Genomic DNA, 22,942 nt, shown 5'->3' with positions numbered 1-22,942 from the left:
GGGCGGCCGACCGGGCCGTCCTCAGCCGGGCAGGTCGACCAGCCTGCCGAGCACACCGGAGCTGACCAGGATCAGCACGCCGATGCCGATGAAGATGGTCGGCACCAGCCAGTGGCCGGCGCGTTCGACCAGCCGGACCACCCGGGGATGCCCGCCCAGCCAGGCGCCGCCGGCACACCACAGCGCGATGAGCAGCACGAAGACCAGGAGGAACACCGCGCTGTCGGCCGCGCCGAGGGCCCGGAAGACGGGTACGTAGACGGCCACGTTGTCGGCGCCGTTCGCGATCGTCACCCCGGCCACACCGAGCGTTCCGGTGACGACCGCGGGGGTCACGTCGTCGTCGGAGGCGCGCAGCGCGCGTACGCCCAGCGCGATCGGCAGCAGGCCGAGCAGCCCCGTCCACGGATCCGGTACGACCAGCAGCCCCGCCGCGACCACCGCGCTGGCCAGCGCGAGCGCACCGATTCCGAGGTATTGACCAGCGACAATCTGCCAAGGGCGGGGTCGACCGGTGGTGCGCGCCGCGACGAAGAACAGGGTCAGGATGACGATGTCGTCGATGTCGGTCGCGGCGAAGACCACGGCCGCTCCGGCCGCGGTGCTCAACAGGTCGATCACGAGCGAAGGCTACGGGTTGTCGGCAGGCGTCACCGTGCCGCGGTGGTACGCCCGGAGGCAGCGCGGGGGCCGATCGCCAGGATCACTCTATCGGGAAGCTGACATTGCATAGCGTGTCGGTTGGCGAAGAGTTGATATCTGGCGCATGATCGTCCGAGGCGGTCTAATAGGTGGGACCGTATCCGAACCGCACAGTCTGGGACGTGAGGACACAGCATGGCAGCCACTGGCACAGCCACCAGCACTGAGAAGGGTCGCCGGATCGTCGGAGCCGAGCGTCAGACGCTCGCCAAGGACCTGGTAAAGCGGTACACCTCGGGGGAGAGCATCCGCGCGTTGGCGGCCTCGACCGGCCGTTCCTACGGGTTCATCCACCGAGTGCTCACCGAGTCCGGGGTGCAGCTGCGTCAGCGCGGTGGTGCCCGGCGCCGCAAGAAGGCGTGACCCGCCACTCAGCGTCGTCCAGCAGCGCCGCGCCCCGGGCCGCCTGGTGACCGCCGAGGCGACCGGGGTCCGGCTGACTTGCGACGGGCCGGTCGCCACGGTGACGTTGTGCCGGCCCGACGTGCTCAATGCTCAGACGCCGGCCATGTGGCGGGCGATGAGCGACTTCTCCCGCGACCTGCCCGGCGACGTGCGGGTGGTGGTGGTCCGGGGCGAGGGGCGTGCGTTCTCCGCCGGCCTCGACCTCGCGGTGGCTGGCGCGTCCGGCCCGGGCTCGTTCGCGGAGCTGGCCACGCTGCCCGAGCAGGAGTGCGCCGAGCGCATCGCGGAGTTCCAGGGCGGCTTCACCTGGCTGCACCGGCCGGACGTCATCTCCGTGGCGGCCGTGCAGGGTCACGCGATCGGTGCGGGCTTCCAACTCGCCCTCGCCTGTGACCTGCGTGTCCTCGCCGCCGACGCGAAACTGTCGATGGCCGAGGTGACCCTCGGCCTGGTGCCCGACCTGGCCGGCACGAAACGGCTCGTCGAGCTGGTCGGTTACTCGCGGGCGCTGGAGATCTGCGCCACCGGCCGCCGGTTGGACGCCACCGAGGCGGACCGGATCGGGCTGGCCACTCTGGTGGTGTCACCAGCCGAGCTGGACGGCGCGGTCCAGGACCTGACCGCTGGCCTGCTGTCCGGGGCCCGCGACGCGGTGGTGGAGATCAAGGCGTTGCTCGCCGGTGCGGCCGGGCGGTCGCACGCCGACCAGCAGCGCGCCGAGCGCGAGGCGCAGACCCGTCGGCTGCGCGACCTGGCCGGCCGGGGAGAATAGGGTAAGGACCGCGCGGGAAGATCCGGGTTACGACCGAGGTTGTCACAGTCGTCGGGAGAATTGACCTGACGGCGCGGTCTGCCCGACGACCCGGAGGTGAGCGATGTCCAACCCGATGTCCGGAGGTGGCATGGCCGGGTGGAGCATGCTCCGGTCGATGCGCAACCGGGACGAGGTTTCCACCCACCGACTGAAGCGCGGGGTGGCCCGGCGCATCGTCGCCTTCGCCCAGCCCTACCGGCGCGACATCATCGTCTTCCTGGCCACCGTGGTGTTGGCCGCCATCATCGGCGTCGCCACCCCGGTGCTCGCCGGTGACGTGATCAACGCGATCAACCGGGGCGGCACCGAGGCCGGCCGGCTCGTGGTGCGGCTGGCCCTGTTCATCGCCGCGCTGGCGGTCGCCGACGCGCTGCTCTCCCTGGCCCAGCGGTGGTATTCGGCGCGCATCGGCGAGGGCATCATCTTCAACCTCCGCACCCGGGTCTATGACCACGTGCAGCGGATGCCGTTGCAGTTCTTCACCCGTACCCAGACCGGTGCCCTGGTCAGCAGGCTCAACAACGACGTGCTGGGTGCCCAGCGGGCGTTCACCTCCACCCTGTCCGGTGTGGTCAGCAACGTCATCCAGCTGGTGCTCACCGCAGCGGTGATGTTCACCCTCTCCTGGCAGATCACCGCGCTCTCACTGGTGCTGCTGCCCATCTTCATCATTCCGGCCCGCCGGGTCGGTCGGCGGCTGGCCGACATCACCCGCGAGGCGTACAACCTCGACGCCAAGATGAACGCGACCATGACGGAGCGGTTCGGGGTGGCCGGCGCGCTGCTGGTGAAGCTCTTCGGTCAGCCCGAGATCGAGGCCGGCCGGTTCGCCGGCCGGGCCGAGCGGGTCCGCGACATCGGCATCCAGTCCGCGATGTACTCCCGCACGTTCTTCGTGGCGATGCTGCTGGTCGCCTCGCTGGCGCAGGCGCTCACCTACGGTCTCGGTGGCTGGCTGGCGGTGACCGGCGGCGTCAGCGCGGGCACTGTCGTCACGCTCGCGTTGCTGCTCACCCGCCTGTACGGCCCGCTCACCGCACTGTCCAACGTCCGGGTCGACGTGATGAGCGCCCTGGTCTCCTTCGACCGGGTCTTCGAGGTGCTCGACCTCAAGCCGGGCATCGTGGAGAAGCCCGACGCGGTGCCGGTGCCCCGGGGCACCGGCCGGGTCGACTTCCGCGACGTGCGGTTCCGCTACCCGAGCGCCGCCGAGGTCTCGCTCGCCTCGCTGGAGGAGGTCGCCACTCTGGACCGGACGGTCAACGAGCCGGTGCTCAAGGGCGTCTCGTTCAGCGTGGAGCCGGGGCAGATGGTCGCGCTGGTCGGCCCGTCCGGCGCCGGCAAGTCGACCCTGTCGATGCTGATCTCCCGGATCTACGACGTCACCGACGGCCAGGTGCTGGTCGGTGGGGTGGACGTGCGCGACGCGACGCTCGCCTCCCTGCGGGACGAGATCGGTGTCGTCACCCAGGATTCGCACCTGTTCCACGAGACGATCGCCGAGAACCTTCGCTACGCCAAGCCCGACGCCACCGACGACGAGATCTGGGCCGCGCTGGCCGGCGCGCAGGTGGCCGACCTGGTCCGGGCGCTGCCCGACGGGCTGGACACCACCGTCGGGGAACGCGGCTACCGGTTCTCCGGCGGCGAGAAGCAGCGCATCGCGATTGCCCGGTTGCTGCTCAAGGCGCCGTCGATCGTGATCCTCGACGAGGCGACCGCCCACCTGGACTCGGAGAGCGAGGCGGCGGTGCAACGGGCGTTGTCGGTGGCGTTGACCGGGCGGACCGCCCTGGTGATCGCACACCGGCTCTCCACCGTGCGCGACGCCGACCAGATCCTGGTCCTCGACGGCGGCCGGATCGTCGAGCGGGGGCGGCACGACGAGTTGGTAGCGGTCGGCGGGCTCTACGCCGAGCTGTACCGCACCCAGTTCGCGGTCGCCGACTCGCCCACCCCGTTCGTCGACGCGACCGGCCCCGAGCCGGTGGTCATGCCGCTGGGCACCTACCGCGCCGACGAGGTGCTGCCGCCCGCCGCGGCCAACTGACGTCCCGCCGGCACCGGATCGGGGGTCGCGGCGCGCGCTGATCGACTCCGGTTCCTGGAAGTCGGGGTGTCCTGGTCGCGTCGACAGCCCGACTTCCTGAAAGCCGAGTCGATCAGCGCCGTTCCGGCAGGCCGGTCGCCACGCGCAGCTCGGCGAACGCCAGACCCAGCGTGACCGGGGTGAAGTGCGCGTTCAGGCCGCTCGGGTTGGGCAGCACCCACAGCCGGGCGCCGGCCAGTGACTCCGGCTGCGGCCCGAAGGTGGCTTTCGGCCGCTGAAAACCGATCCGGTACGCGGTCACCCCCACCACCGCCACCCAGCGGGGCTGGTAGCGGCCCACCTTGTCGGTCAGGATCGCGGCGCCGTCGAGGAGTTCCTCGCTGCTCAGTTCGTCCGCGCGGGCGCTGGCCCGGGCGGCCATGTTGGTGATGCCGAGCCCGAGTGCGGGCAGCTCGTCCTGTTCGCTGGGGTGCAGCAGCCGGGGGGTGAACCCGCCCCGGTGCAGCGCGGGCCAGAACCGGTTGCCGGGTCTGGCGAAGTGCCAGCCGGTGGCGGCCGACCAGAGGCCGGGGTTGATGCCGACGAAGAGCACCGCCAACCCCGGCGCGAGGACGTCGGGGATGGTCCGGTCAGCGGCCGCCGCCAGTTCTGCCCGGGTCGGACGGGCCGCTGCCAGTTCTGCCCGGGTCGGACGGGCCGCTGCCAGCTCTGCCCGGGCCGTCCCGGCCGCCGCCAGCTCTGCCCGGGTCGGTCGGGCCGTCCCGGGCGCCGCCAGTTCCGCCTGGGTCGGTCGGGCCGTCCCGGGCGTCGCCAGCTCCGCCTGGGTCGGTCGGGCCGTCTCGGGCGCCGCCAGTTCCGCCTGGGTCGGCCCGGCCGTCTCGGGCGTCGCCGTCGGGTGACGGTCGGCCCGGTGCCCGGGTTCCGGCCGACCGGTGTGCCGCGCGTTGATCGACTCGGGTTCCTGGAAGTCGGGGTGTCCTGGTCGCGTCGACCGCACGGTTTCCTGAAGGCCGAGTCGGTCAACGGCCGGGTAGTCGGGCTGAGCCCGCTCGGGCGGCGTCACGGCACGGCCAGGTCGGCCCCCGTCGGGGGTCACAGCCCGCGCAGCGCGCCGCCGTCGACCGGGAGGGTGATCCCGGTGAGGTAGCTCGCGGCGGGGGAGAGCACGAACGCGGCCACCCGGCCGAACTCGGCAGGGTCGCCGAGGCGACGCAGCGGGATGGCGGCCTCCGCCTCGGTGCGGGCGCGTTCCGGGTCGCCTGTCGCGGCGAAGAGCTCCCGGTTGCGGTCGGTCAGGATCCGGCCCGGCAGCAGCCCGACCACGCGTACCCCACGCGGGCCGTAGTCGTCGGCGATGTCCTTCGCTGCGCCGACCAGGCCGGGCCGCAGACCGTTGGAGATGCCGAGGCCGGGCACCGGGCCTCGGGCCGAGGTGGAGAGCACCAGCCCGATCGCACCGCCCTCGGGCAGCGCGGCGGCGACCGTGCGCACCGCGCGGATGGTGCCCAGGAAGACGGTCTCGAAGGAGAGCCGCCACTGCTCGTCGCTGATCGCGGCGGCGTTGCCCGCCGGTGGCCCGCCGACCGAGATCAGCGCGCCGTCGAGCCGGCCGAAGTGCTCCCGGGCGGCGGCGACGAGCTGCTCCGGGGTCTCCGGGTCGGCCAGGTCGGCGGTCAGCCCGACGGCATGCTCGGGACCGCCGAGCTGCTGCGCGGCGGCGGCCACGGCGTCCGGGTCCCGTGCCGAGAGGACCACCCGTGCCCCGTCGGCGACCAGGCACTGCGCGGTCGCGAAGCCCAGGCCGCGAGAGGCACCGGTGAGGACGTACACGTGGTCGGTCAGGCCTAGATCCATAAGGTCGATCCTGCCGCATCCGGCACACCGTCGCCACCACCTGCGGGTGGACGCGAGGCGGGGCGCAGCAGACGTACCCGGCCGGCGATCTGCACCGCCACGGCGCCGCCGGCGCGGCCCACGGCCGGCAGCCGGCGCGGACGTGGCGCCCCGAGCCCGTCGTAGCGCAGGCGCGCCTCGCGGACGGCCAGCTCCTCGGCGGCGGCCGGGGGCAGCGCACCCTGTTCGCGCATCGCACGGGCCAGGTCCCAACCATCGCGCAACGACCCGGCGGTGGGTCGTCCGGCCGCCCAGCCGGCGAAGGTCGTCGACCAGCCGGCGCCGAGGCCGGCGGCGAGCAGTGGCCAGTGTCGGGCCACCTCGCCGGCACGTTTGCGTATCAGGGCCGCCCGGGTGGCGGCCAGTTGGGTCGGCGCGAACCCCGGCGGCGGTGGCCCTCCGGCGACCAGCGTCGCGACCAGTGCCGCCTGTCGCTCGGCGAGCCCGCCGACATCGCCGGGCGACCGCCTGCCGCTGTCGTCGCGTGGCTCGGTCATGTCACGGCCGGGAAGCCCGCGGCGGCGGCCAGGGCGTCCAGTTCGGCGCGCAGCTCGGCTGCCGGCGGGTAGTGGCCGTCCCGTTCCAGCAGCAGCGCCGGCGGTCGCTGTCGGGCGCAGAGCGCGCCGACCAGCTCCAGCACCGCCGCTGGCACCGGATCGGTGTGGGTGTCGTGGTAGAAACCGCCGTGCTCGGCGCCGCCGGCCACGTGGACGTACGCGACCCGCTCCAGCGGCAGACGGTCCAGCAACGCGAGCGGGTCGGTGCCCCGGTTGCGGGCGTTGGCGTGCACGTTCGCCACGTCCAGCAGCAACAGTGCGCCGGTCCGGTCGAGGATCTCGGTGAGGAAGTCCGCCTCGTCCAGCTCGTCGTCGGGCCAGTCGACCAACGCGGCGATCGGTTCCAGCGCGATCGGCACCGGCAGGTCGGCCTGCGCCCGCGCCACGTTGGCGCAGACCGCGTCGACCGCCTCCCGGCTGCGCGGCAGCGGGAGCAGGTGCCCGGCCTCCAGGCCGCCGGCTCGGACGAACGCGATGTGCTCGCTGACCAGCGGGGCATCGACCTGCTGTGCCACGGCGGCCAGGTGGGCGACCCGGGCCGGATCGACCGGCTCGGCGCCGCCGAGGGAGAGCCGCACCCCATGGGGTACGACAGTCACGCCGCGCTCGCGCAGCTGCGCAAGACCCGGCGGGAGCGGCCCGGACGAGGGCACCCCCTCGGCCACCACCTCGACGAAGCGCAGGCCGGGCAGTTCGGCCACGAAGCCGGCGATCTCCGGACGCCAGCCGATGCCGACGCCGGACGGGCCGGTCATCCGCCGCACCCCCCGCCACCGCCGCAGCCGCCACCGCCGCAGGAGCTGCCGCCGTCCGAGCCGGAGCTGTCGCCCCCACCCGAGGATCCGTCGGAGCCCCCCGTCCAGCCGCTGCCGGCGGCGGCCTGGCGCTGGATCTCGGCCTGCTCGGCGAAGCCGGGGTCGAGCGCCCAGAGCGAGGCGGTGCCGTACAGGGCCACGCCCATCGCCGCGCCGGCAGCTCCGTAGGTGGCGTAGGACGGCGCGGAGGCCGGAGCGAGGTGGGTGTGCTCACGGCGTACACCGCGCAGCGTGGACCGACCGGCCCGGGTGAGCACGGGCGCCCGGCGCAGCACCAGCGTGACGATCAGGAGCGCGACAAGGGTCAGCAGCAGGTAACCGACCGGGCGTCCGCTGAACAGACCGGAGACCAACCGGAGCACGCCGAGGCCCAGCAGGGCGATCAGGATCGTGGTCCAGAAGCGGGCACGCGTGCGTTGCGCGTCGTCGGTCAGCAGGCCCCGCTGCTCCAGGCCGTTGCGGATCTGGTGCAGCGCGACACGTACGCGCTCGTCCTGCGGCAGGTCCCCGACCCGGGCGTGCTGATGCGCGGCCCAGTGGATGGCCTGGTCCAGAGGGGTGAGCCCGGTCGGCGCGGCCCCGATGGTGGTCAGTCGACGGTCCGGACGCACGCCGATCGCGCCGCTGCCGCGCAACCCGCCGAGTGCCGCGTGTACGGCGAGTCGGGGTCCACCGTTGAGGTACGCGACCTGCTGCGGCCCGAGTGGATCGGCGGTCATGGCAGCGTTCGACGCGGTCGCCAGACGGACCCGGTGGTACACCGCGACGGCCACCACCAGAGCGGCTGCCACCAGGTAGTACCGGAGGAAGGTCGGGCCGGAGATGCCCCAGGTGTCGCCGGACGCGGCGTGGACGTTCATCGACTGCTCCTGTCACCGGAGGGATGCGCGGCCCCATTGTGGAGCAGCCTCGCCACGGTCGGCAGTCGGGCGTACGGGCGGTCAGTGGCGGCGGACCGCCTCCTCGACCAGATCGAGCACCGGGCCCAGGTCGCCTGCCGGTCGGCCCATGGCCAGGTGCAGCACCAGACCGTCGTAGGCCAGCTCCAGGAACTGGGCCAGCACGTCGATGGGGACGTCTTCGCGCAGCACCCCGGCGTCGCGCTGGCGGGCCAGCCGGTCCCGGGTCGCCTCGGCGATCGCGGCGGACCGCTCGGCCCAGCGACGGGCGAACGCCGGGTCGGTGCGCAGGCGGCGGGAGACCTCCAGTTGGCTGCCCAGCCAGCCGGTGGTGTCCGGTGAGACGGCGCGGGCGAGCAGGTCGCGCATCACCTGCACCAGACCGTTGCGGGCCACCGTCTCGACCATGGCCGCGGCGTCGTCCTCGGCGACGGCCAGGAAGAGCGAGTCCTTGTCCCGGAAGTGGTGGAAGATGGCGCCGCGGGACAGGCCGGTGGCCTCCTCGAGGCGGCGTACGGTCGCCCCCTCGTAGCCGAGCCGGGCGAAACACGCCCGGGCAGCGGCGAGGATCTCCCGCCGACGCGCGTCGAGCTGGTCCTGGCTTACTCTGGGCACGCGTCGATCGTTGCAGGTCAACCCAGGGCATGCAAACCGTACGTACGGCTTGGGATATCGCCGACTACCCTCGCCTGGTGACCCCGCCGCACACCGTGCCCACCGCCCCGCTGACCGTGGCCACCGTTCAGGCCACCCCGACGCCGGGTGACGTCGCCGGCAACGCGGTCACCGCCGCCGACCTGGTCCGCCGAGCCGGTGACCAGGGCGCCCGGGTGGCCGTCCTGCCGGAGCTGTTCCTCTGCGCGTACCACCCGCCGAGCCTCGCTGCCGACCCGGTCGGCACGGACGTCGCGGCCGACCCGGCGGGTGAGGTCGCGGATCCCCGGCTCGACCCGCTGCGTGCCGCGGCGCGCAGGGCCGGTGTCACCGCGCTGGTCGGCGCCGCCGCCCGACACCCGGACGGCCGGCGGACCATTGCCGCGCTGGTGGTCGACCGGACCGGCGCGGTGCGGGTCGGGTACGACAAGCAGCAGCTCTGGGGCGACGAACGCGAGCTGTTCAGCGCCGGCGATCGGGGCGCCACGCTGCTCGTCGACGACTGGCGGCTCGGGCTGGGCATCTGCTACGACGGCTGTTTCCCGGAACACGGCCGGGCCGCCGCCCTCGACGGCGCACACGGCTACCTGTGCCCCAGCGGATACCTGGCCGGCTCCGAGCACCGCCGGGACCTCTACTACGCCGCGCGAGCCCTGGACAACACGATGTTCGTGGTCTTCGCCAACGCGGTCGGCGGCGTCGACCCGTGGCGGTTCAACGGCGGCGCGGCGATCTACGACCCGCAGGGACGGGTGCTGGCCCGGGGCGCCGACGACGGCACGGAGGTGCTCGTGGCGACCCTGGATCCCGCCGCGCTGGCGGCCACCCGGGCGGCCCATTCGATGCTCGCCGATCGGCTGCCGAACCAGGGCGGCACCCGGGTGTCGATGTCCGGCTGAACCCGTCGTCAGGTGGATACCCGCCGGATCTGTTGGTGAACACATCGGTCCCGTAGGGTGCCCGAGTGCCACTGCTCCTGCTGGACCTGGACAACACCCTGCTGGATCGGGCCGGGCCGTTCCGCCGCTGGGGTGAGCGCTTCCTGGACGGCATCGGCGCGCCCCACACCGACATCGACTGGCTGCTCTCGATCGACGCCGACGGTCTGACCGACCGCTGGGATCTCGCCGACGCCATCCGGGACCGCTACGAGCTGCGCATCCCCTCGATCGACCTGGTGGAGGAGCTGCACGACGGGGTGGTGGCGCAGACCCGGCTCGACCCGCTGACCGCCTGCGCGCTGCGGATCGCCGACGACGCCGGCTGGGTGCCGGTGGTGGTCTGCAACGGCACGGTACGCGTCGAGGACGCCAAGATCCGCCGTACCGGCCTGGACCAGTACGTCGCGGACTGGGTGATCTCCGAGGAAGCCGGCGTCAGCAAGCCCAACCCGCGGATCTTCGCGCTCGCCGCCCAGCGGGTCCGGATGCCGCTGCGGGGCGCCTGGGTGGTCGGCGACAGCCCGGAGGCGGACATCGGCGGTGCCGCCGCCGTCGGGCTGCCCAGCGTCTGGCTGCACCGGGGGCGCACCTGGACGGACGTCCGGTTCGCGCCGAGCCACACCGTGGACGGGTTGATCGCCGCGGTCGCCACAGTCCTGGCCCGCTGACGACCGCGGATCCTGGCCCGACAGCGCACACCGGCGGCTCGGTAATTCGGTTGACCGGCTGCCGTGGGGCCGCGAGCATTGTCAGCGCATCGTGCACCCGGGCGTGGGCCCGGTCGTGGAGAGGAGGTCGGTCATGGCCGTCTTCGCAGGTCGCTTCCAGCTGCCTATCTCAGCCTCGACCAAGGGAACCTCACCACAGTGCGCGATTACGACCTCCCGGCGCTTGAGCGCCGGAGCCGCGGCAAGAGCCGCTTTGACGACGACGAATCACAGTTTCTGAAGCGCGGGCGGCCCACCGAGCCGCCCGCCGACCCGGACACCGAGCCTGACTCGGACACCGGCGACCGCTGGTCGTCCTGGGACGACGCCGTGCACGGGCCCGAGCCGCACCCGGAATGGCTGGTCACCGAGCTGGCGGCCCGGGACACCGAGCTGGGTGTGCTGAAGACCGGCAAGGAGGCGGACGTCCACCTGGTGCGCCGGGCGGTGCCCGACACCGACCGGTCCTGCCTGCTGGCGGTCAAACGCTACCGCGACCCCGAGCACCGGCTGTTCCACCGGGACGCCGGCTACCTGGAGGGCCGCCGCGTGCGCCGGTCCCGGGAGAACCGGGCGATGGCCGGCCGGACGGCGTTCGGCCGACAGATGATCGCGGGGCAGTGGGCCGCGGCCGAGTTCGACGCCCTGGCCCGGCTCTGGGAAATCGGTGCCGGGCACGACCGGATCGCCGTGCCGTACCCGGTGCAGCTGCGGGGCACCGAGCTGATGTTGGAGTTCGTCGGCGACGCCGAGTCGGGGCAGGCGGCGCCCCGGCTGGCCCAGCTGCGACCCGGCCCGACCGAGCTGCGGGACCTGTGGGCCCAGCTGGTGGAGGCGCTGCGGGTGCTGGCCCGGGCCGGTTACGCGCACGGCGACCTGTCGCCGTACAACCTGCTCGTGCACCAGGGGCGGCTGGTCGTGATCGACCTGCCGCAGGTGGTCGACGTGGTGGCGAACCCGCAGGGGCCGGAGTTCCTGGCCCGCGATGTGCGGGTGGTCGGCGCCTGGTTCGCGGCGCGGGGTCTGCCTGCCGAGCAGCTCGACCCGGGCACGTTGACCGGGGAACTGCTACGCGAGGCGGGCATTCGCTGATCAGAGCGGGTCGGGCGGTCAGACCGCCCGACCCGCCGCGTCGGTCATTGCAGGTAGCGCTCCACCTCGGGCTTGGGGCGTTCGCCCTGTGCGTCGGGGTCGCCGTGGGTCTCCCGGGCGGCCCGCCGACGGCGCAGCAGGTCCCAGCACTGGTCGAGGGATTCCTCCAGGGCGCGCAGTCGCTCGCTGGCCTCGCCCTCGGTGCCCGACTCGTGGGCCTGGGCGTCCGAGCGCAGCTTGTGTTCCTCGTCGACCAGTTCGGAGATCCGGTTCAGGATGGTCTTGTCGTCCATGCTCCTGAGCCTGGCACAGCGCCCCACGACGCGCCTGGCTTCGTGCGCCGATAGTGGGGTCACACCACGATCGGTGAGTCCACCCACACTGACAGCAACATGTCAATGTGGCGTTTTTCACGCCTCACCCTGGGCCGGTCGGCACGCCGTCCCAGGCTGGGCGTCACCTGCGCGATCTTTTTGAGCCAGCCATCCGGGCCCGGGTCCGGCACGGACGCGTTCGCACAACGCGAGAAATACTCCGGATCCGTCCCATGGAAAAGAAGTCCCATGGATGACATGCTCGGCCGGATGGTTACGCGCCATCAACAGGGCGGCACGGAGCGCAACCCGCTGTGCCACCGGAGAGGACGGATCCGTGCAGGTGAAAAATGGCTGAGTCGAGCACCCCTGCCTACCGCGAGCCGTCCGTCGCCACCCTGCGCCACACGTTGCCCAAGCTGCTCAAGAACCCACTGGGCACCCTGGTCGGGCTCGCGGACGCCGCACCCGGGCAGGTCGTCCAGCTGAACCTGGGCACCATCCGGCCGTACCTGGTCGTCGAGCCCGCGCACGTCCAGCACGTCCTGCGCGACAACGCCGCCAACTACACGCGGGCCGGCGACAGCATGTTGTGGAAGTCGGTCAAGAAGATCGCCGGTGACGGCATCCTCGCCGAAGGCCCGGACTGGGAGGCGAGTCGCCGACGGCTCCAGCCGCACTTCACCGCGAAGCGGATCGACGCGGTGGTGGACGGTCTGAGCCGGGCGATCAGCGATGCGGTCGACGAGCTGAACGCCCCGGCGCGAAACGGCGAACCGGTCGACGCGGCCAGCGAGATCTCAAGGATCATCTGCCAGGCCGTCATCCGGGTCTTCTTCGGCGACAAGATCTCCGTCGCCGACGGTGTGCGGATCGTCGCGGAACAGAACACCGTGGCGACCGCACTGCGCTTCCGGCTGCTCATCCCGTTCCTGCCGGACGCCGTGCCGATGCCCGGCGACCGCGCACTGCGGCGGGCGGTCCGGAACATCGACACCATTGTCCTGCCGCTGGTCCGCGCCGAGCAAGCCCACGACGACGGAAGCGACGACTTCGTCGCGTCGCTGGCCCGGGGCCGTGACGCGCACGGCCACAAGCTCGACGAGCAGCGGGTACGCGACGACCTGGTGTCGATCTTCGTGACCGCCACCGAGACCACCTACACTGCGCTCACCTGGATCTTCCCGCTGCTGGAGCAACGGCCCGAGGTCGCCGCGCGGCTCTACGCGGAGATTGATCGTGTGGTCGGCCCCGGCGACGTGATCAGCCACCAACAGCTTGGCGAGCTGCGCTACACCCGGATGGTGCTGGACGAACTCGTCCGCGCCTACCCATCCGGCTGGCTGGTGCCGCGGACCGCGATCGCCGACGACCTCATCGGCGGCACCCGCGTCAGGGCCGGTGACACGATCATCCTGAGTCCGTACGTGACCCAGCGGCTGGCCCGCTTCTGGGATCGGCCGACGGTCTTCGACCCGGAGCGCTTCGCCCCCGACACCCCCCGGCGCGCCCACCGGTACGCCTACTATCCGTTCGGGGGCGGCGCCCACCAGTGCATCGGCCAGTACTTCTTCCAGGTCGAGGCGCCACTGATCGTGGCGACGCTGCTCAGCCGCTTCCGGTACCGGCTCTGCACGCCCGGGATGCCATCGCCGCGGCTCGCCGCGACGCTCCGACCAGGGGAACGGTTGCCGCTGCTGCTCACCCCCCATCGGCAACCGGCCCTGGCCTAGCGGGTGGCACAACGACAAGTGGTCGAGGACGCACTTCAGCAGGCCGCCGAGCACGGGCGCGTCTGTGCCCTGGCCGCTCAGGGCCAACGTGACCTGCAACGGTGCCTGGCCGCCCATCCGGACCTCTTCGCCGAAGGGCCCTTCGATGGCGCTCTGACCAGCAGCATCGCGTTGGCCATCGCGTTCAGCGCGCCCTGGTGCGAGGCAGCCGAGCTGCGTCTGACCAACCGGGCGGTGCTCTGGGGGTTCGCGCTGGACTGGCAGGTGGACCGACTGGCCACCTCCGCCGTCGAGCTCGACGGGCTGGTGCGCCAGCAGCTTCTCGTCGCGGACGGCGCGGCCGCGACGACGGACGACCCGCTGGGTCACCTCCTCGCCGATCTTCTCGCCGACCTGGCCGCCGAGCCGGCCTTCGCCGAACTGGGCGGGGCGTGGCGGGCGGCGGCCCGGCGGACCCTGCACGCGATGCGGCAGGAGTGGCAGTGGAAGACGGCGATGCGGGACGACCTCCAGCCGCGGCCCACCCTCACCGATTACCTGAACAACGCGGACAACCTGGCCTGCACCGTCGTGAACGTCGTGCACTGGATTCGCACCGGCGGGGCCGACACGGAGGCGGGGCTCGACCGGCTGGTCCTCGCCAGTGACGCGGTGCAACGCGCTCTTCGACTGGTCAACGACCTGAGCACCTACGAGCGGGACCTCCGCTGGGGCGACCTGAACGCGATCATGCTGGTGGAGGACCGGGCAGTGGTGGAGCAGGAGTTGGCGCGCCTGGTCACCGAGGCGACCGACCTGCTCGGCGAGTTGCGGGCCGACTGCCCGAGGGAGGCGGCATACCTGACCCGACAGCTCGGCTACACCACAGGCTTCTACCGGAGCACCGACTTCTGGGGTGTGTCGTGAGCACCGAGGCACTGCCCCGGGACGCCGGCGCGGCGAAGGATTCCGGGTCGACGCGCGCCGTCGACGAGCTGATTGCCGAGCTGAGCCGGCACCCGTCCGGTCGCACATCCGCGTCGCCGTACGAGACTGCCCGTCTGGTCTCCCTGGCACCCTGGCTGCCCCGACACGCCGACCGGATCCAGTACCTGCTCGCCGGGCAGCGCCCGGACGGAGGTTGGGGCGGGCCGGACGGGTACGCCCTGGTACCCACCCTGAGCGCCGTGGAGGGGCTGCTCGCGGCCTCGCTGCACGACGAGCCGGTGGGCTGGTCCCCGGCGGCGGTGCACGACGCGATCGACAGGGCGCTACGCCTGCTGTTCGACCGGCTGGCCGGCCCCTCGACCTGTCCCGTGCCGGACCTGCCGGCCGCGGACCTGATCGTCCCGGCACTGGTCGACCGGATCGCCGACCACCTCGCCGATCCGCCGGCGTGGTTGGTCCACTGGCGAGGCTTCGGCCCGCCGCCGATGCCCGCGGGCATGGATCGGCAGCGGCTCGACCGGGTGCGCCTGCTGGTCGGATCCGGTCGGCCGATTCCGCCCAAGCTGCTGCACGCGCTGGAGATCCTCGGGCCGGCCGCCCGGCGAGCGGCAGGTGTCACCGCCACCGCCGCCGGCCCGGTCGGAGCCTCGCCGGCCGCCACCGCCGCGTGGCTCGGTGACCCCGACGGCACTCAATCCGCCCCGCTGGACTACCTGACCCGGGCGCTCGGCGAGCACGGCGGAGCGGTTCCGTGTGCCACACCGATCGCCGTGTTCGAACGGTCGTGGGTGCTGAGCACCCTGGCACGGGCGGGTGTGCTCCCGACGGTGCCGGCGAAACTGGTTGCCGGGCTGCGCGACGCCCTTGGGCCGGACGGTGCGGCCACCGGGCCGGGGCTGCCCACCGACGCCGACACGACGGCGGTGACGCTCTACACGCTGGCCCTCCTGGGTCACCCGACCGATCCGACGTGCCTGTGGCGGTTCGACACCGGGGAGCACTTCGGCACCTGGCAGGGCGAGGACGGCGCGTCGGTGACCACGAACGCGCACGTGTTGGAGGCGTTCGGGCGATGCCTCGGCGGCGACGACCCGGCCACGGCACCGGTGCTGCGCCGGCTCACCGGCTGGCTGATCGACCACCAACACGCCGACGGTCGATGGACGGACCGTTGGCACGCCTCGCCCTACTACGCCACCTACTGCGCGGTGCTCGCACTGCGGGGGTACGGCGGTCCGTCGGCCGACGCGGCACTGCGGCGGGCCGTCTCGTGGGTGCTCGAGAATCAGCGGGCCGACGGTTCGTGGGGACGATGGCAGGGCACGGCGGAGGAGACCGCCTACGGCCTGCTGGTGTTGCTGGCAGTGCCGCCGTCATCCACGACTCGTGACGCAACGGTCGCCGCTGCTCACCGTCTGTCCACAATGCAAGATGGGGCCACTGAGAGTCCACTGTGGCATGACAAGGACCTCTACCATCCGGTACTGATCGTACGAGCGGCGGTGGTGGCTGCCCGGGCGGCGGCTGCGGTACGGGTGAACGGTTCCGCCCATATCCCAGCAAGCCGCTGGACTGCATCGCTTGAGTGAAATTCCGGACACTGCTAGCGTGCGCCGGGCCGGGGGCTGGGCTCATTCAGCCAATCGAAACGGTCGAGGGACGGGTGGGATGGCTTCCCGCAGTGCAAGTTTGCGCACCAAGATTGTGGCCCTGCTGGTCTCACTCGCCGCGCTCTGGGCGTTCGCGGCGTGGGTGACCCTGCGCGACGGGTTCAACGTGCTCGGTGTGCAGACGCTTGACGCGCAGGTCGCCCAACCCAGTGAATCGCTGCTCAGCGAGCTCCAGCAGGAGCGCCGGTTGTCGATGGCCTACCTTGGACGTCGCGACCCGGGCATGGTGCAGCAACTGCAGGCCCAACACGAGCGCAGCGAGAAGGAGTCCGCCGCCTTCGCCGAGGCGTCCCGCAACTGGCGCGCCCGATTCGCGTCGAGCGACGAACTGATCACGCGGATCGACGAGGTGATCACCCGGCTGGATGGGCTCGGCCAGATGCGGGAGGCCGTTGTCGCCGGCACGGTGGACCGGGCCGGCGCGGCGGCGGCGTACACCGGTGTCCTCGATGGGCTCTTCCGGGTCTACGGGGCCATGGGTCAGCTCGACGACGAGCAGATCGCCAAGGACACCGTCACCCTCACTCAGCTGTTCCGCGTGCGTGAGCTGATGTCGCAGGAGGACGCCCTCTTCGCTGGCGTCGCGGCGGCGGGTCGAATCAGCGACAAGGAGGCAGCCCAGTTCGCGCACCTGGTGGGCGCGCAGCGGTTCCTCGTCTCCGAGGCACTGGCCGAGCTGCCCGACGCCGACCGCCAGCGCTACGTCCAGATGACCGAGGGGCCAGCCTTCACCAAGCTCCGAGCGCTTGAGGACCGACTGGTCTCCAGCGCTCGACCGAACGCTCCTCTGCCGGTCAGCGCCGACGACTGGCAGGCGGCCCTCGCTCCCGCTCTGGAGGAGCAGGAGGCCGTCGTGCTGGCCGGTGGGGACGCGCTGGTCGAGCGGGCCACCCCGGTCGCGATCTGGGTTGTCATCCGGCTGGTGCTCGCCGCCGGCCTCGGTCTGCTCGCCGTCATCGCCTCCATCGTCGTCTCCATCACCACGGCCCGGGCCCTGCTGCGCCAGCTGGAGCGGTTGCGCCAGGCCGCCTGGCAGCTCGCCGACGAGCGGCTGCCCCGGGTGGTGGAGCGCCTCGGCCGCGGCGAGGAGGTCGACGTGGCCACCGAGGCGCCTCCCCTCGATTTCGGCAACGACGAGGTCGGCCAGGTGAGCAAGGCGTTCAACGCGGTGCAGGAGACCGCCCTGCGTACCGCCGTCGAGCAGGCCGAGCTGCGGCGCAACGTCCGCGAGGTCTTCCTCAGCCTGGCCCGACGTACCCAGGCGCTGGTGCACCGCCAGCTCACCCTGCTGGACGCGATGGAGCGGCGCGAGCACGACGCGGAGGAGCTGGAGGACCTGTTCCGGGTCGACCACCTGGCCACCCGGATGCGGCGTAACGCGGAGAACCTGATCGTCCTCTCCGGCTCGACCCCGGGCCGGGCCTGGCGGCGCAACGTGCCGATGGTGGACGTGGTGCGCGGAGCGGTGGCCGAGGTCGAGGACTACACCCGGGTCAACGTGCTGCCGCTCGGCCCGGTCTCGCTGGCCGGCCGTGCGGTCGGCGACGTCATCCACCTGCTCGCCGAGTTGATCGAGAACGGTCTGTCGTTCTCCCCGCCGCACACCACTGTGGAGGTCCGCGGTCAGCTGGTGGCCAACGGTTTCGCCATCGAGATCGAGGACCGGGGCCTCGGCATGAGCGAGGACGACCTGGCCGCCGCGAACGACCGCATCGTCGACCAGTCGGAGCTGAACCTCGCCAACGCCGCGCGGCTCGGGCTCTACGTGGTGAGCCGGCTGACCGAGCGGCACGGCGTGCGGGTCCGGCTCAAGGAGTCGGCGTACGGCGGCACCACGGCCGTCGTGCTGATCCCGGCGGAGCTGATCCCGCAGGCCGCGGACGCGGAGACCTCCGGCGGGATCCGGACGGGTTCGCCGGCGATCCCGCTGCCCGCGGGGCCGACCGCCCCCTCCGACAGTGTCCGCCCGGCCACCCTGGCGCTGGCCGCGCGGCCGACGGCACCGGGAACGCCCGACTCCGACACACCGCAGGTCACGACCGAGGCGCAGATCGCCACCGGGACGGATCAGGCCGACGGCACCGAGGCGGACGCGTTGCCCACCCGGCGGCGAACGACGCCGGCCACCGGGACGCCGGATCTGCCCACGCGGGTCCGTCGCACCCAGGGGCAGCCGGCCCTGGAGGGCCCGACGTTGCCCACCGGCCTGCCCGCGGTCAACGGCGCCCGGCCGACGGCCGGCACGGACCCCACGGAGTCGGACGTGAACGGTGACGACAGGCCCGGACCGGAGCGTGCCGAGGCGGACCGGACGAACACGGGCCTGCCGGTCCGGGTCCGGCAGGCGAGCATCGTGCCGGAGTTGCGCGACGAGCCCGCGACGGACAGCGACCACGACGACGTGGTACGCCAGCCGGAGCAGGTGCGCAAGATGATGAGTTCCTACCAGACCGGCACGCGGCGCGGTCGGACCGACGCGGCGCGGCTGCTGGGAGGCGCCTCCGACGCCCAACCGGCAGCGACGCCGGAGCCGGCCGAGGACCCGGACGTGACCTGACCGCGTGCCGGTGAGGCGGTCTCCGCGCAGCGTGACGGTCAACCCCAGACGAGTACGGCGACAACGCCGGGCGAGAAGAGGACGACGAAGTGGCCCAGAAGACGGCTTCGAGTGCCGACCTGACGTGGTTGCTGGATGACCTGGTGGGCCGGGTGAAGCAGGCGGAGCACGCGGTCGCCCTCTCCAGCGACGGTCTGCTGATGGCCGCCTCTGGAGGGCTGAGCCGGGACGACGGCGAGCACCTTGCAGCGATGGCGGCGGGGATCCAGAGCCTGGCCCGGGGTGCTGGTAAGCGCTTCGGTGGCGGGCAGGTGCAGCAGACCATCATCGAGATGCAGTCGTCGTTCCTGTTCGTCACCGCGGCCGGCCGCAACGCCTGTCTGGCGGTGCTGGCCAGCGAGGACGCCGACGTCGGCCTGATCGCCTACGAGATGGCGATGCTCGTCACCCGCGTCGGAAAGTACGTCGCATCCCCGTCCCGGGGAGCTGAGCAGCCGGCCAGCGAGAGGTAGCGGCATGACGGTGCAGGGTGAGGCAGCGGACCATCAGTGGGTGGACGACCATGCGGGTCCGGTCGTGCGCCCGTACGCCATGACGCGCGGTCGGGCCCGCCCCGTCACCGGCACGTTCGACCTGATCTCCCTGGTTACCGCGACCCGAGCCGAGGTCACGCCGGAGGTCGGTATCGGTCCGGAACATCTGGCGATCGTCGGGCTGTGCCAGCGCATACAGTCCGTCGCCGAGATCGCCGCCCATCTCGACCTGCCGGTGGGCACCATTCGGGTGCTCCTCGGTGATCTGGCGGCCCGCAGCCTGGTCCAGGTTCGCGAGCCGCAGACCACGGCCGGTCTTCCCGACAACAGCATCTTCGAGGCGGTAATCAATGGACTACGGGCACTCTGACCGGCCGGCGGGAGCCCCCCCACTGCCCACCGCGATCAAGATTCTGGTGGCAGGTGGGTTCGGCGTGGGTAAGACCACCATGGTCGGCGCGGTGAGCGAGACCCGGCCGTTGCGCACCGAGGAGGTGCTGACGGAGTCGGGGGTCGGCATCGACGACCTGTCCGGGGTGGAAGGCAAGACCACCACCACGGTGGCGATGGACTTCGGCCGCATCACCATCAGCGACGACCTGGTGCTGTACCTGTTCGGCACGCCCGGCCAGGACCGGTTCTGGTTCGTCTGGGACGAGTTGGCACTGGGGGCGATCGGCGCGGTGGTGCTGGCCGACACCCGTAGGCTCGCCGACTGCTTCCCGTCGATCGACTACTTCGAGGGTCGGGGCACGCCGTTCGTGGTCGCGGTGAACTGCTTCGAGGGCGCCCGGTCGTACCGGCTCGACGAGGTGCAGACCGCGCTGAACCTGGACCCGGGTGTGCCGGTGCTGCTCTGCGACGCCCGGCAGCGGGAGTCCAGCAAGGAGGTGCTCGTCACGCTGATGGAGCACGCCATGAAGACCCGCGAGGCCCGCCGCCGCGCCGCCGGAGGAAACTGACCGAGATTCTTGCGGAAGGGGTGTCCGGAACACTCCCGCCCGATCGTCATGCTGGCGACACCCCGAGAAACCAGGGAGCGACCAGATGAAGTACATGATGTTCGTTTGCAGCGACACCGAGCCGGACAACGACCCGACGGCACTCCCCGACATCCACAAGTGGGTGGCGGAGAACGACACCCGTGGTCGCCGCCTCGCCGGCAACGTGCTGGCACCGACCACGGCGGCCACCACGGTCCGGGTACGCGGCGGTGAACTGCTCGTCTCCGAGGGGCCGTTCGCGGAGACCATGGAGGTGATCGTGGGCTTCGACCTGCTCGACTGCGCGGACCTGGACGAGGCGATCGAGGTGGCACGGACGCACCCGATGGCTCGGGAAGGGCGCCTGGAACTGCGCCCGTTCGCGGACCTGTCCGCCTGACGAGTTGTCCACACCGCAGCGCCGGCCGGTACGCCCGCCCGCACCGGCCGGCGCGGTGGCGGCTGCGGCGGCGCAGGCCGTCGGCGACGCCAGCGTCGAGGCGTACCCCCGGATCGTCGCGACCCTGATCCGGGTGACCGGAGACTGGGCGCTGGCCGAGGACTGCGCCCAGGAGGCGCTGGCGGTCGCCCTGGAGCGCTGGCCCACCGACGGTGTGCCGGCCAACCCGGGCGGCTGGCTCATGACGGTGGCTCGCAACCGGGCGCTCGACGTGCTGCGACGGGCCACTGTGGAACGCCGCAAGCTGCACGACCTCGCGCTGCTCACGCCGCCCGAGGGGCAGCCCGGCCCGGCGGTCCCGGAGGACGTGGTGGACGACCGACTGCGCCTGATCTTCACCTGCTGCCACCCGGCGCTGGCGATCGACGCCCGGGTTGCGCTCACGCTGCGAACCGTCTGCGGTGTGCCGACCAGCGACATCGCCCGACTCCTGCTGGTCAACGAGTCGACAATGACCCGACGGCTGACCCGGGCCAGGACCCGCATCGCGCAGGCCGGCATCCCGTACCGGGTGCCCAGCGGGCCGGCGCTGACCGAGCGGCTGCCCGGCGTCCTCGCCGTGTTGTACCTGCTGTTCACCCGGGGCTACGTCGTCGACGGCGAGCCGGCCTTCGCCGACGAGGCGGTCCGGCTCGCTCGGCTGCTCGACCGGTTGATGCCGAAGCAGTCCGAGGTGGCCGCGCTGCTGGCGCTGTTCCTGCTCCAGCACTCCCGCCGCGATGCCCGTCGGGACACCGCAGGCAACCTGCTCACCCTGGAACGGCAGGATCGCGCGCGGTGGGACCGTGCGGCCATCGCCGAGGGCCTGGCCGCCCTCGATCGGGTACGCCACGACGGGCCGTACGCCTGGCAGGCCCGGATCGCCGCCTGCCACGCCACCGCACCGTCCGCCGACGCCACCGACTGGCTGGCGATCGCACGGGCCTACGACGCGCTGATCGGCATCCGGCCCTCACCGGTGATCGCGCTCAACCGCGCCGTCGCGCACGGCTACGCGTACGGGCCGTACGCCGGGTTGAGCCTGCTCGACGCGGCGCAGGCCGGGGGAGGGTTGAACGGCAACCCGCTCGCCGTGGCGGTGCGGGCCGATCTGGTCGCCCGGCAGGGTGACCGGCTGCGGGCCGCCGCGCTGTTCAAGGAGGCCGCGGCGATGGTCGGCTCGGACGCCGAACGCCGTGCGCTGCTCGACCGGGCCCACGAACTCGCCGGGTAGGACAGCGGGGTCAGCCGCGCTTGGCCATCGCCAGGAATCGGGCCCAGGCCGTCGGGCCGAAGGCGAGCGCCGGACCGGCCGGGTCCTTGGAGTCGCGTACGCCAATGACGCCCGCGAGGTTGTCGGCCACCTCGACACAGTCGCCGCCATTGTTTCCACTCTTGGTGCTCTTGCGCCAGCGAGCGCCGGTCAGGTCCATGATGCTGCCGCTTCTCTGATGAAATTGAGGGACTGGGCACCCGACAGGGCGCCATCGCGAATGCGCTCCCACCGTCGATCCAGCGTAGCAACGTCGGCCGCTCGGTCGATGAGTTGCGCCTGCGCCTGGCTGTCAACGTGCGCGACCCGCGCCCCGTCCGGCATTTCCGCGACGGTGAACGGCCCACCGAGGCCCGGGTACATGCCGACGTCGGCGGGCACGACGAACAGCGACACGTTCGGCAGGGCGGCCTGCTCGGCCAGCCGCTCGCACTGCTCCCGCATCATGGCTCGGTCGCCATTGAGGGTGCGCCGAAGGACTCCCTCGTCGAGGACCGCGACGAGCAGGGGCGGGCGCTCCCGTCGCAGGATGGCTTGCCGACTCAGCCGAGCCTCGGCGAGATTGTCGGCCTCGGCCGGTGTCAGCGCCTCGCCGACCAACGTTGCCAGCGCGTACGCCTTCGTCTGAAGAAGGCCAGGTATCCACGCGAGCTGAAACGACCGTAGCGACACCGCTTCACGCTCGATCTCGGCCCAAGGCCGGAACCAGGCCGGCGTCCGGCGCTTCAGCACGTCCGGCCACAGCTCTTCGACGTTTCGACCGAGCACCTCGGCGACCCGGGCGCGATGACGCGTCTGTGGAATTCGTCCCGTGCTTGCCCACTTCGCGGCCGTCTTGGGGTCGACACCGATCTGAGCAGCGAGACTGTCAGCCGTGTGGCCCCTTTCGGTCATCGCCGCCTGTACGGCTCGATTCATCTCCAGACCCTTCGGAACGTTCCAGACGTCGGAAGGAAATACTTCTACGCGGTGTGATTGTTTGGC

General features: G+C 72.1%; 25 protein-coding genes. 15 read left to right on the top strand and 10 right to left on the bottom strand.

The genetic code is table 11. The features are described 5' to 3' along the window. Positions 1–21: 21 nt before the first annotated feature. Positions 22–621, bottom strand: coding sequence for a cadmium resistance transporter (locus tag HNR22_RS09700; protein ID WP_343059763.1), 600 nt, complete (start codon positions 619–621; stop codon positions 22–24). A gap of 216 nt (positions 622–837) precedes the next feature. On the opposite strand from HNR22_RS09700, the gene HNR22_RS09695 reads away from it, so the two are divergent. From HNR22_RS09695 to HNR22_RS09685, 3 genes are all read left to right on the top strand, one after another. Then, the gene (locus HNR22_RS09695) at positions 838–1,065 is read left to right on the top strand and encodes a helix-turn-helix domain-containing protein (RefSeq protein ID WP_007462679.1); all 228 of its coding nucleotides are present in this window, start codon (positions 838–840) and stop codon (positions 1,063–1,065) included. A 46-nt stretch (positions 1,066–1,111) separates the two neighbouring features. Next, positions 1,112–1,879 (top strand): enoyl-CoA hydratase-related protein, encoded by a 768-nt coding sequence (locus HNR22_RS09690; protein WP_179780081.1) that lies wholly within the window; start codon positions 1,112–1,114, stop codon positions 1,877–1,879. A 115-nt stretch (positions 1,880–1,994) separates the two neighbouring features. Next, entirely contained in the window at positions 1,995–3,971 is a 1,977-nt protein-coding gene (locus tag HNR22_RS09685) for an ABC transporter ATP-binding protein (RefSeq protein ID WP_179783484.1), read from the top strand. 112 nt (positions 3,972–4,083) lie between these two features. Here HNR22_RS09685 and mug read toward each other — a convergent pair whose 3' ends face one another. The 6 genes from mug to HNR22_RS09655 all read right to left on the bottom strand — a co-directional run bounded on the left by mug (position 4,084) and on the right by HNR22_RS09655 (position 8,750). Continuing rightward, a complete protein-coding gene (mug, locus tag HNR22_RS09680; protein WP_218907519.1) occupies positions 4,084–4,677 on the bottom strand; it encodes a G/U mismatch-specific DNA glycosylase in 594 nt (197 codons plus the stop codon). A 386-nt stretch (positions 4,678–5,063) separates the two neighbouring features. Continuing rightward, complete coding sequence (locus HNR22_RS09675; RefSeq protein WP_179780080.1) at positions 5,064–5,825, bottom strand: SDR family oxidoreductase; 762 nt, start codon at positions 5,823–5,825, stop codon at positions 5,064–5,066. Further along, positions 5,816–6,361 (bottom strand): SCO6045 C-terminal-like domain-containing protein, encoded by a 546-nt coding sequence (locus tag HNR22_RS09670; protein WP_179780079.1) that lies wholly within the window; start codon positions 6,359–6,361, stop codon positions 5,816–5,818. Before HNR22_RS09670 ends, HNR22_RS09675 begins: the two co-directional genes overlap by 10 nt. Beyond that, entirely contained in the window at positions 6,358–7,176 is an 819-nt protein-coding gene (locus HNR22_RS09665; protein ID WP_179780078.1) for an MbnB/TglH/ChrH family RiPP precursor modification enzyme, read from the bottom strand. Before HNR22_RS09665 ends, HNR22_RS09670 begins: the two co-directional genes overlap by 4 nt. Next, entirely contained in the window at positions 7,173–8,096 is a 924-nt protein-coding gene (locus HNR22_RS09660; protein ID WP_179780077.1) for a TIGR04222 domain-containing membrane protein, read from the bottom strand. The genes HNR22_RS09665 and HNR22_RS09660 overlap by 4 nt, the downstream gene beginning before the upstream one ends. An 81-nt stretch (positions 8,097–8,177) precedes the next feature. Further along, positions 8,178–8,750, bottom strand: coding sequence for a TetR/AcrR family transcriptional regulator (locus tag HNR22_RS09655; protein ID WP_088949222.1), 573 nt, complete (start codon positions 8,748–8,750; stop codon positions 8,178–8,180). 77 nt (positions 8,751–8,827) lie between these two features. Here HNR22_RS09655 and HNR22_RS09650 point away from each other — a divergent pair, with 77 nt between their 5' ends. The 3 genes from HNR22_RS09650 to HNR22_RS09640 all read left to right on the top strand — a co-directional run bounded on the left by HNR22_RS09650 (position 8,828) and on the right by HNR22_RS09640 (position 11,529). After that, the gene (locus HNR22_RS09650; RefSeq protein ID WP_343059762.1) at positions 8,828–9,688 is read left to right on the top strand and encodes a carbon-nitrogen hydrolase family protein; all 861 of its coding nucleotides are present in this window, start codon (positions 8,828–8,830) and stop codon (positions 9,686–9,688) included. Positions 9,689–9,753: 65 nt separating this feature from the next. Next, positions 9,754–10,398 (top strand): HAD family hydrolase, encoded by a 645-nt coding sequence (locus HNR22_RS09645; protein WP_179780075.1) that lies wholly within the window; start codon positions 9,754–9,756, stop codon positions 10,396–10,398. A 198-nt stretch (positions 10,399–10,596) separates the two neighbouring features. Beyond that, positions 10,597–11,529 (top strand): RIO1 family regulatory kinase/ATPase domain-containing protein, encoded by a 933-nt coding sequence (locus tag HNR22_RS09640; protein ID WP_179780074.1) that lies wholly within the window; start codon positions 10,597–10,599, stop codon positions 11,527–11,529. 44 nt (positions 11,530–11,573) lie between these two features. On the opposite strand, the gene HNR22_RS09635 is transcribed toward HNR22_RS09640, so the two are convergent. Further along, a complete protein-coding gene (locus HNR22_RS09635; RefSeq protein ID WP_179780073.1) occupies positions 11,574–11,822 on the bottom strand; it encodes a DUF2630 family protein in 249 nt (82 codons plus the stop codon). Between the two features lie 371 nt (positions 11,823–12,193). Between HNR22_RS09635 and HNR22_RS09630 the strand changes: the two genes are divergently transcribed. The 9 genes from HNR22_RS09630 to HNR22_RS09595 all read left to right on the top strand — a co-directional run bounded on the left by HNR22_RS09630 (position 12,194) and on the right by HNR22_RS09595 (position 21,919). Further along, positions 12,194–13,576 (top strand): cytochrome P450, encoded by a 1,383-nt coding sequence (locus HNR22_RS09630; RefSeq protein ID WP_179780072.1) that lies wholly within the window; start codon positions 12,194–12,196, stop codon positions 13,574–13,576. 3 nt (positions 13,577–13,579) lie between these two features. Next, positions 13,580–14,482: a terpene synthase family protein gene (locus HNR22_RS31305; protein WP_343059761.1), complete on the top strand. Its 903-nt coding sequence runs from the start codon at positions 13,580–13,582 to the stop codon at positions 14,480–14,482. Further along, on the top strand, positions 14,479–16,092 hold the full coding sequence (locus HNR22_RS31300; protein WP_343059760.1) for a prenyltransferase/squalene oxidase repeat-containing protein: 1,614 nt from the start codon (positions 14,479–14,481) through the stop codon (positions 16,090–16,092). The genes HNR22_RS31305 and HNR22_RS31300 overlap by 4 nt, the downstream gene beginning before the upstream one ends. Positions 16,093–16,171: 79 nt before the next feature. Then, positions 16,172–18,730, top strand: coding sequence for a nitrate- and nitrite sensing domain-containing protein (locus tag HNR22_RS09620; RefSeq protein WP_179780071.1), 2,559 nt, complete (start codon positions 16,172–16,174; stop codon positions 18,728–18,730). Between the two features lie 89 nt (positions 18,731–18,819). Beyond that, positions 18,820–19,242, top strand: coding sequence for a roadblock/LC7 domain-containing protein (locus tag HNR22_RS09615; protein ID WP_179780070.1), 423 nt, complete (start codon positions 18,820–18,822; stop codon positions 19,240–19,242). Positions 19,243–19,246: 4 nt separating this feature from the next. Continuing rightward, complete coding sequence (locus HNR22_RS09610) at positions 19,247–19,633, top strand: DUF742 domain-containing protein (RefSeq protein WP_179780069.1); 387 nt, start codon at positions 19,247–19,249, stop codon at positions 19,631–19,633. Beyond that, complete coding sequence (locus HNR22_RS09605; RefSeq protein WP_088949211.1) at positions 19,614–20,225, top strand: GTP-binding protein; 612 nt, start codon at positions 19,614–19,616, stop codon at positions 20,223–20,225. Before HNR22_RS09610 ends, HNR22_RS09605 begins: the two co-directional genes overlap by 20 nt. 85 nt (positions 20,226–20,310) lie before the next feature. Continuing rightward, positions 20,311–20,646 (top strand): YciI family protein, encoded by a 336-nt coding sequence (locus tag HNR22_RS09600; RefSeq protein WP_179780068.1) that lies wholly within the window; start codon positions 20,311–20,313, stop codon positions 20,644–20,646. Positions 20,647–20,650: 4 nt separating this feature from the next. After that, positions 20,651–21,919 (top strand): RNA polymerase sigma factor, encoded by a 1,269-nt coding sequence (locus HNR22_RS09595; protein ID WP_218906268.1) that lies wholly within the window; start codon positions 20,651–20,653, stop codon positions 21,917–21,919. Between the two features lie 10 nt (positions 21,920–21,929). On the opposite strand, the gene HNR22_RS09590 is transcribed toward HNR22_RS09595, so the two are convergent. Together HNR22_RS09590 and HNR22_RS09585 are read right to left on the bottom strand one after the other, a co-directional pair. Continuing rightward, on the bottom strand, positions 21,930–22,118 hold the full coding sequence (locus HNR22_RS09590; RefSeq protein ID WP_179780067.1) for a DUF397 domain-containing protein: 189 nt from the start codon (positions 22,116–22,118) through the stop codon (positions 21,930–21,932). Beyond that, positions 22,109–22,876 carry a DUF5753 domain-containing protein gene (locus HNR22_RS09585; protein WP_179780066.1) on the bottom strand — a complete coding sequence of 256 codons (768 nt, stop codon included), beginning with the start codon at positions 22,874–22,876 and terminating at the stop codon, positions 22,109–22,111. The genes HNR22_RS09590 and HNR22_RS09585 overlap by 10 nt, the downstream gene beginning before the upstream one ends. Between the last annotated feature and the right edge of the window lie 66 nt (positions 22,877–22,942).

It is taken from the genome of Micromonospora jinlongensis (assembly GCF_013410645.1).
In the GTDB taxonomy this organism is placed as follows: Bacteria; Actinomycetota; Actinomycetes; order Mycobacteriales; family Micromonosporaceae; genus Micromonospora; species Micromonospora zamorensis.
The sequence above is the reverse complement of the archived record's forward strand: the minus strand, read 5'-3'. Positions and strand labels throughout refer to the sequence as shown.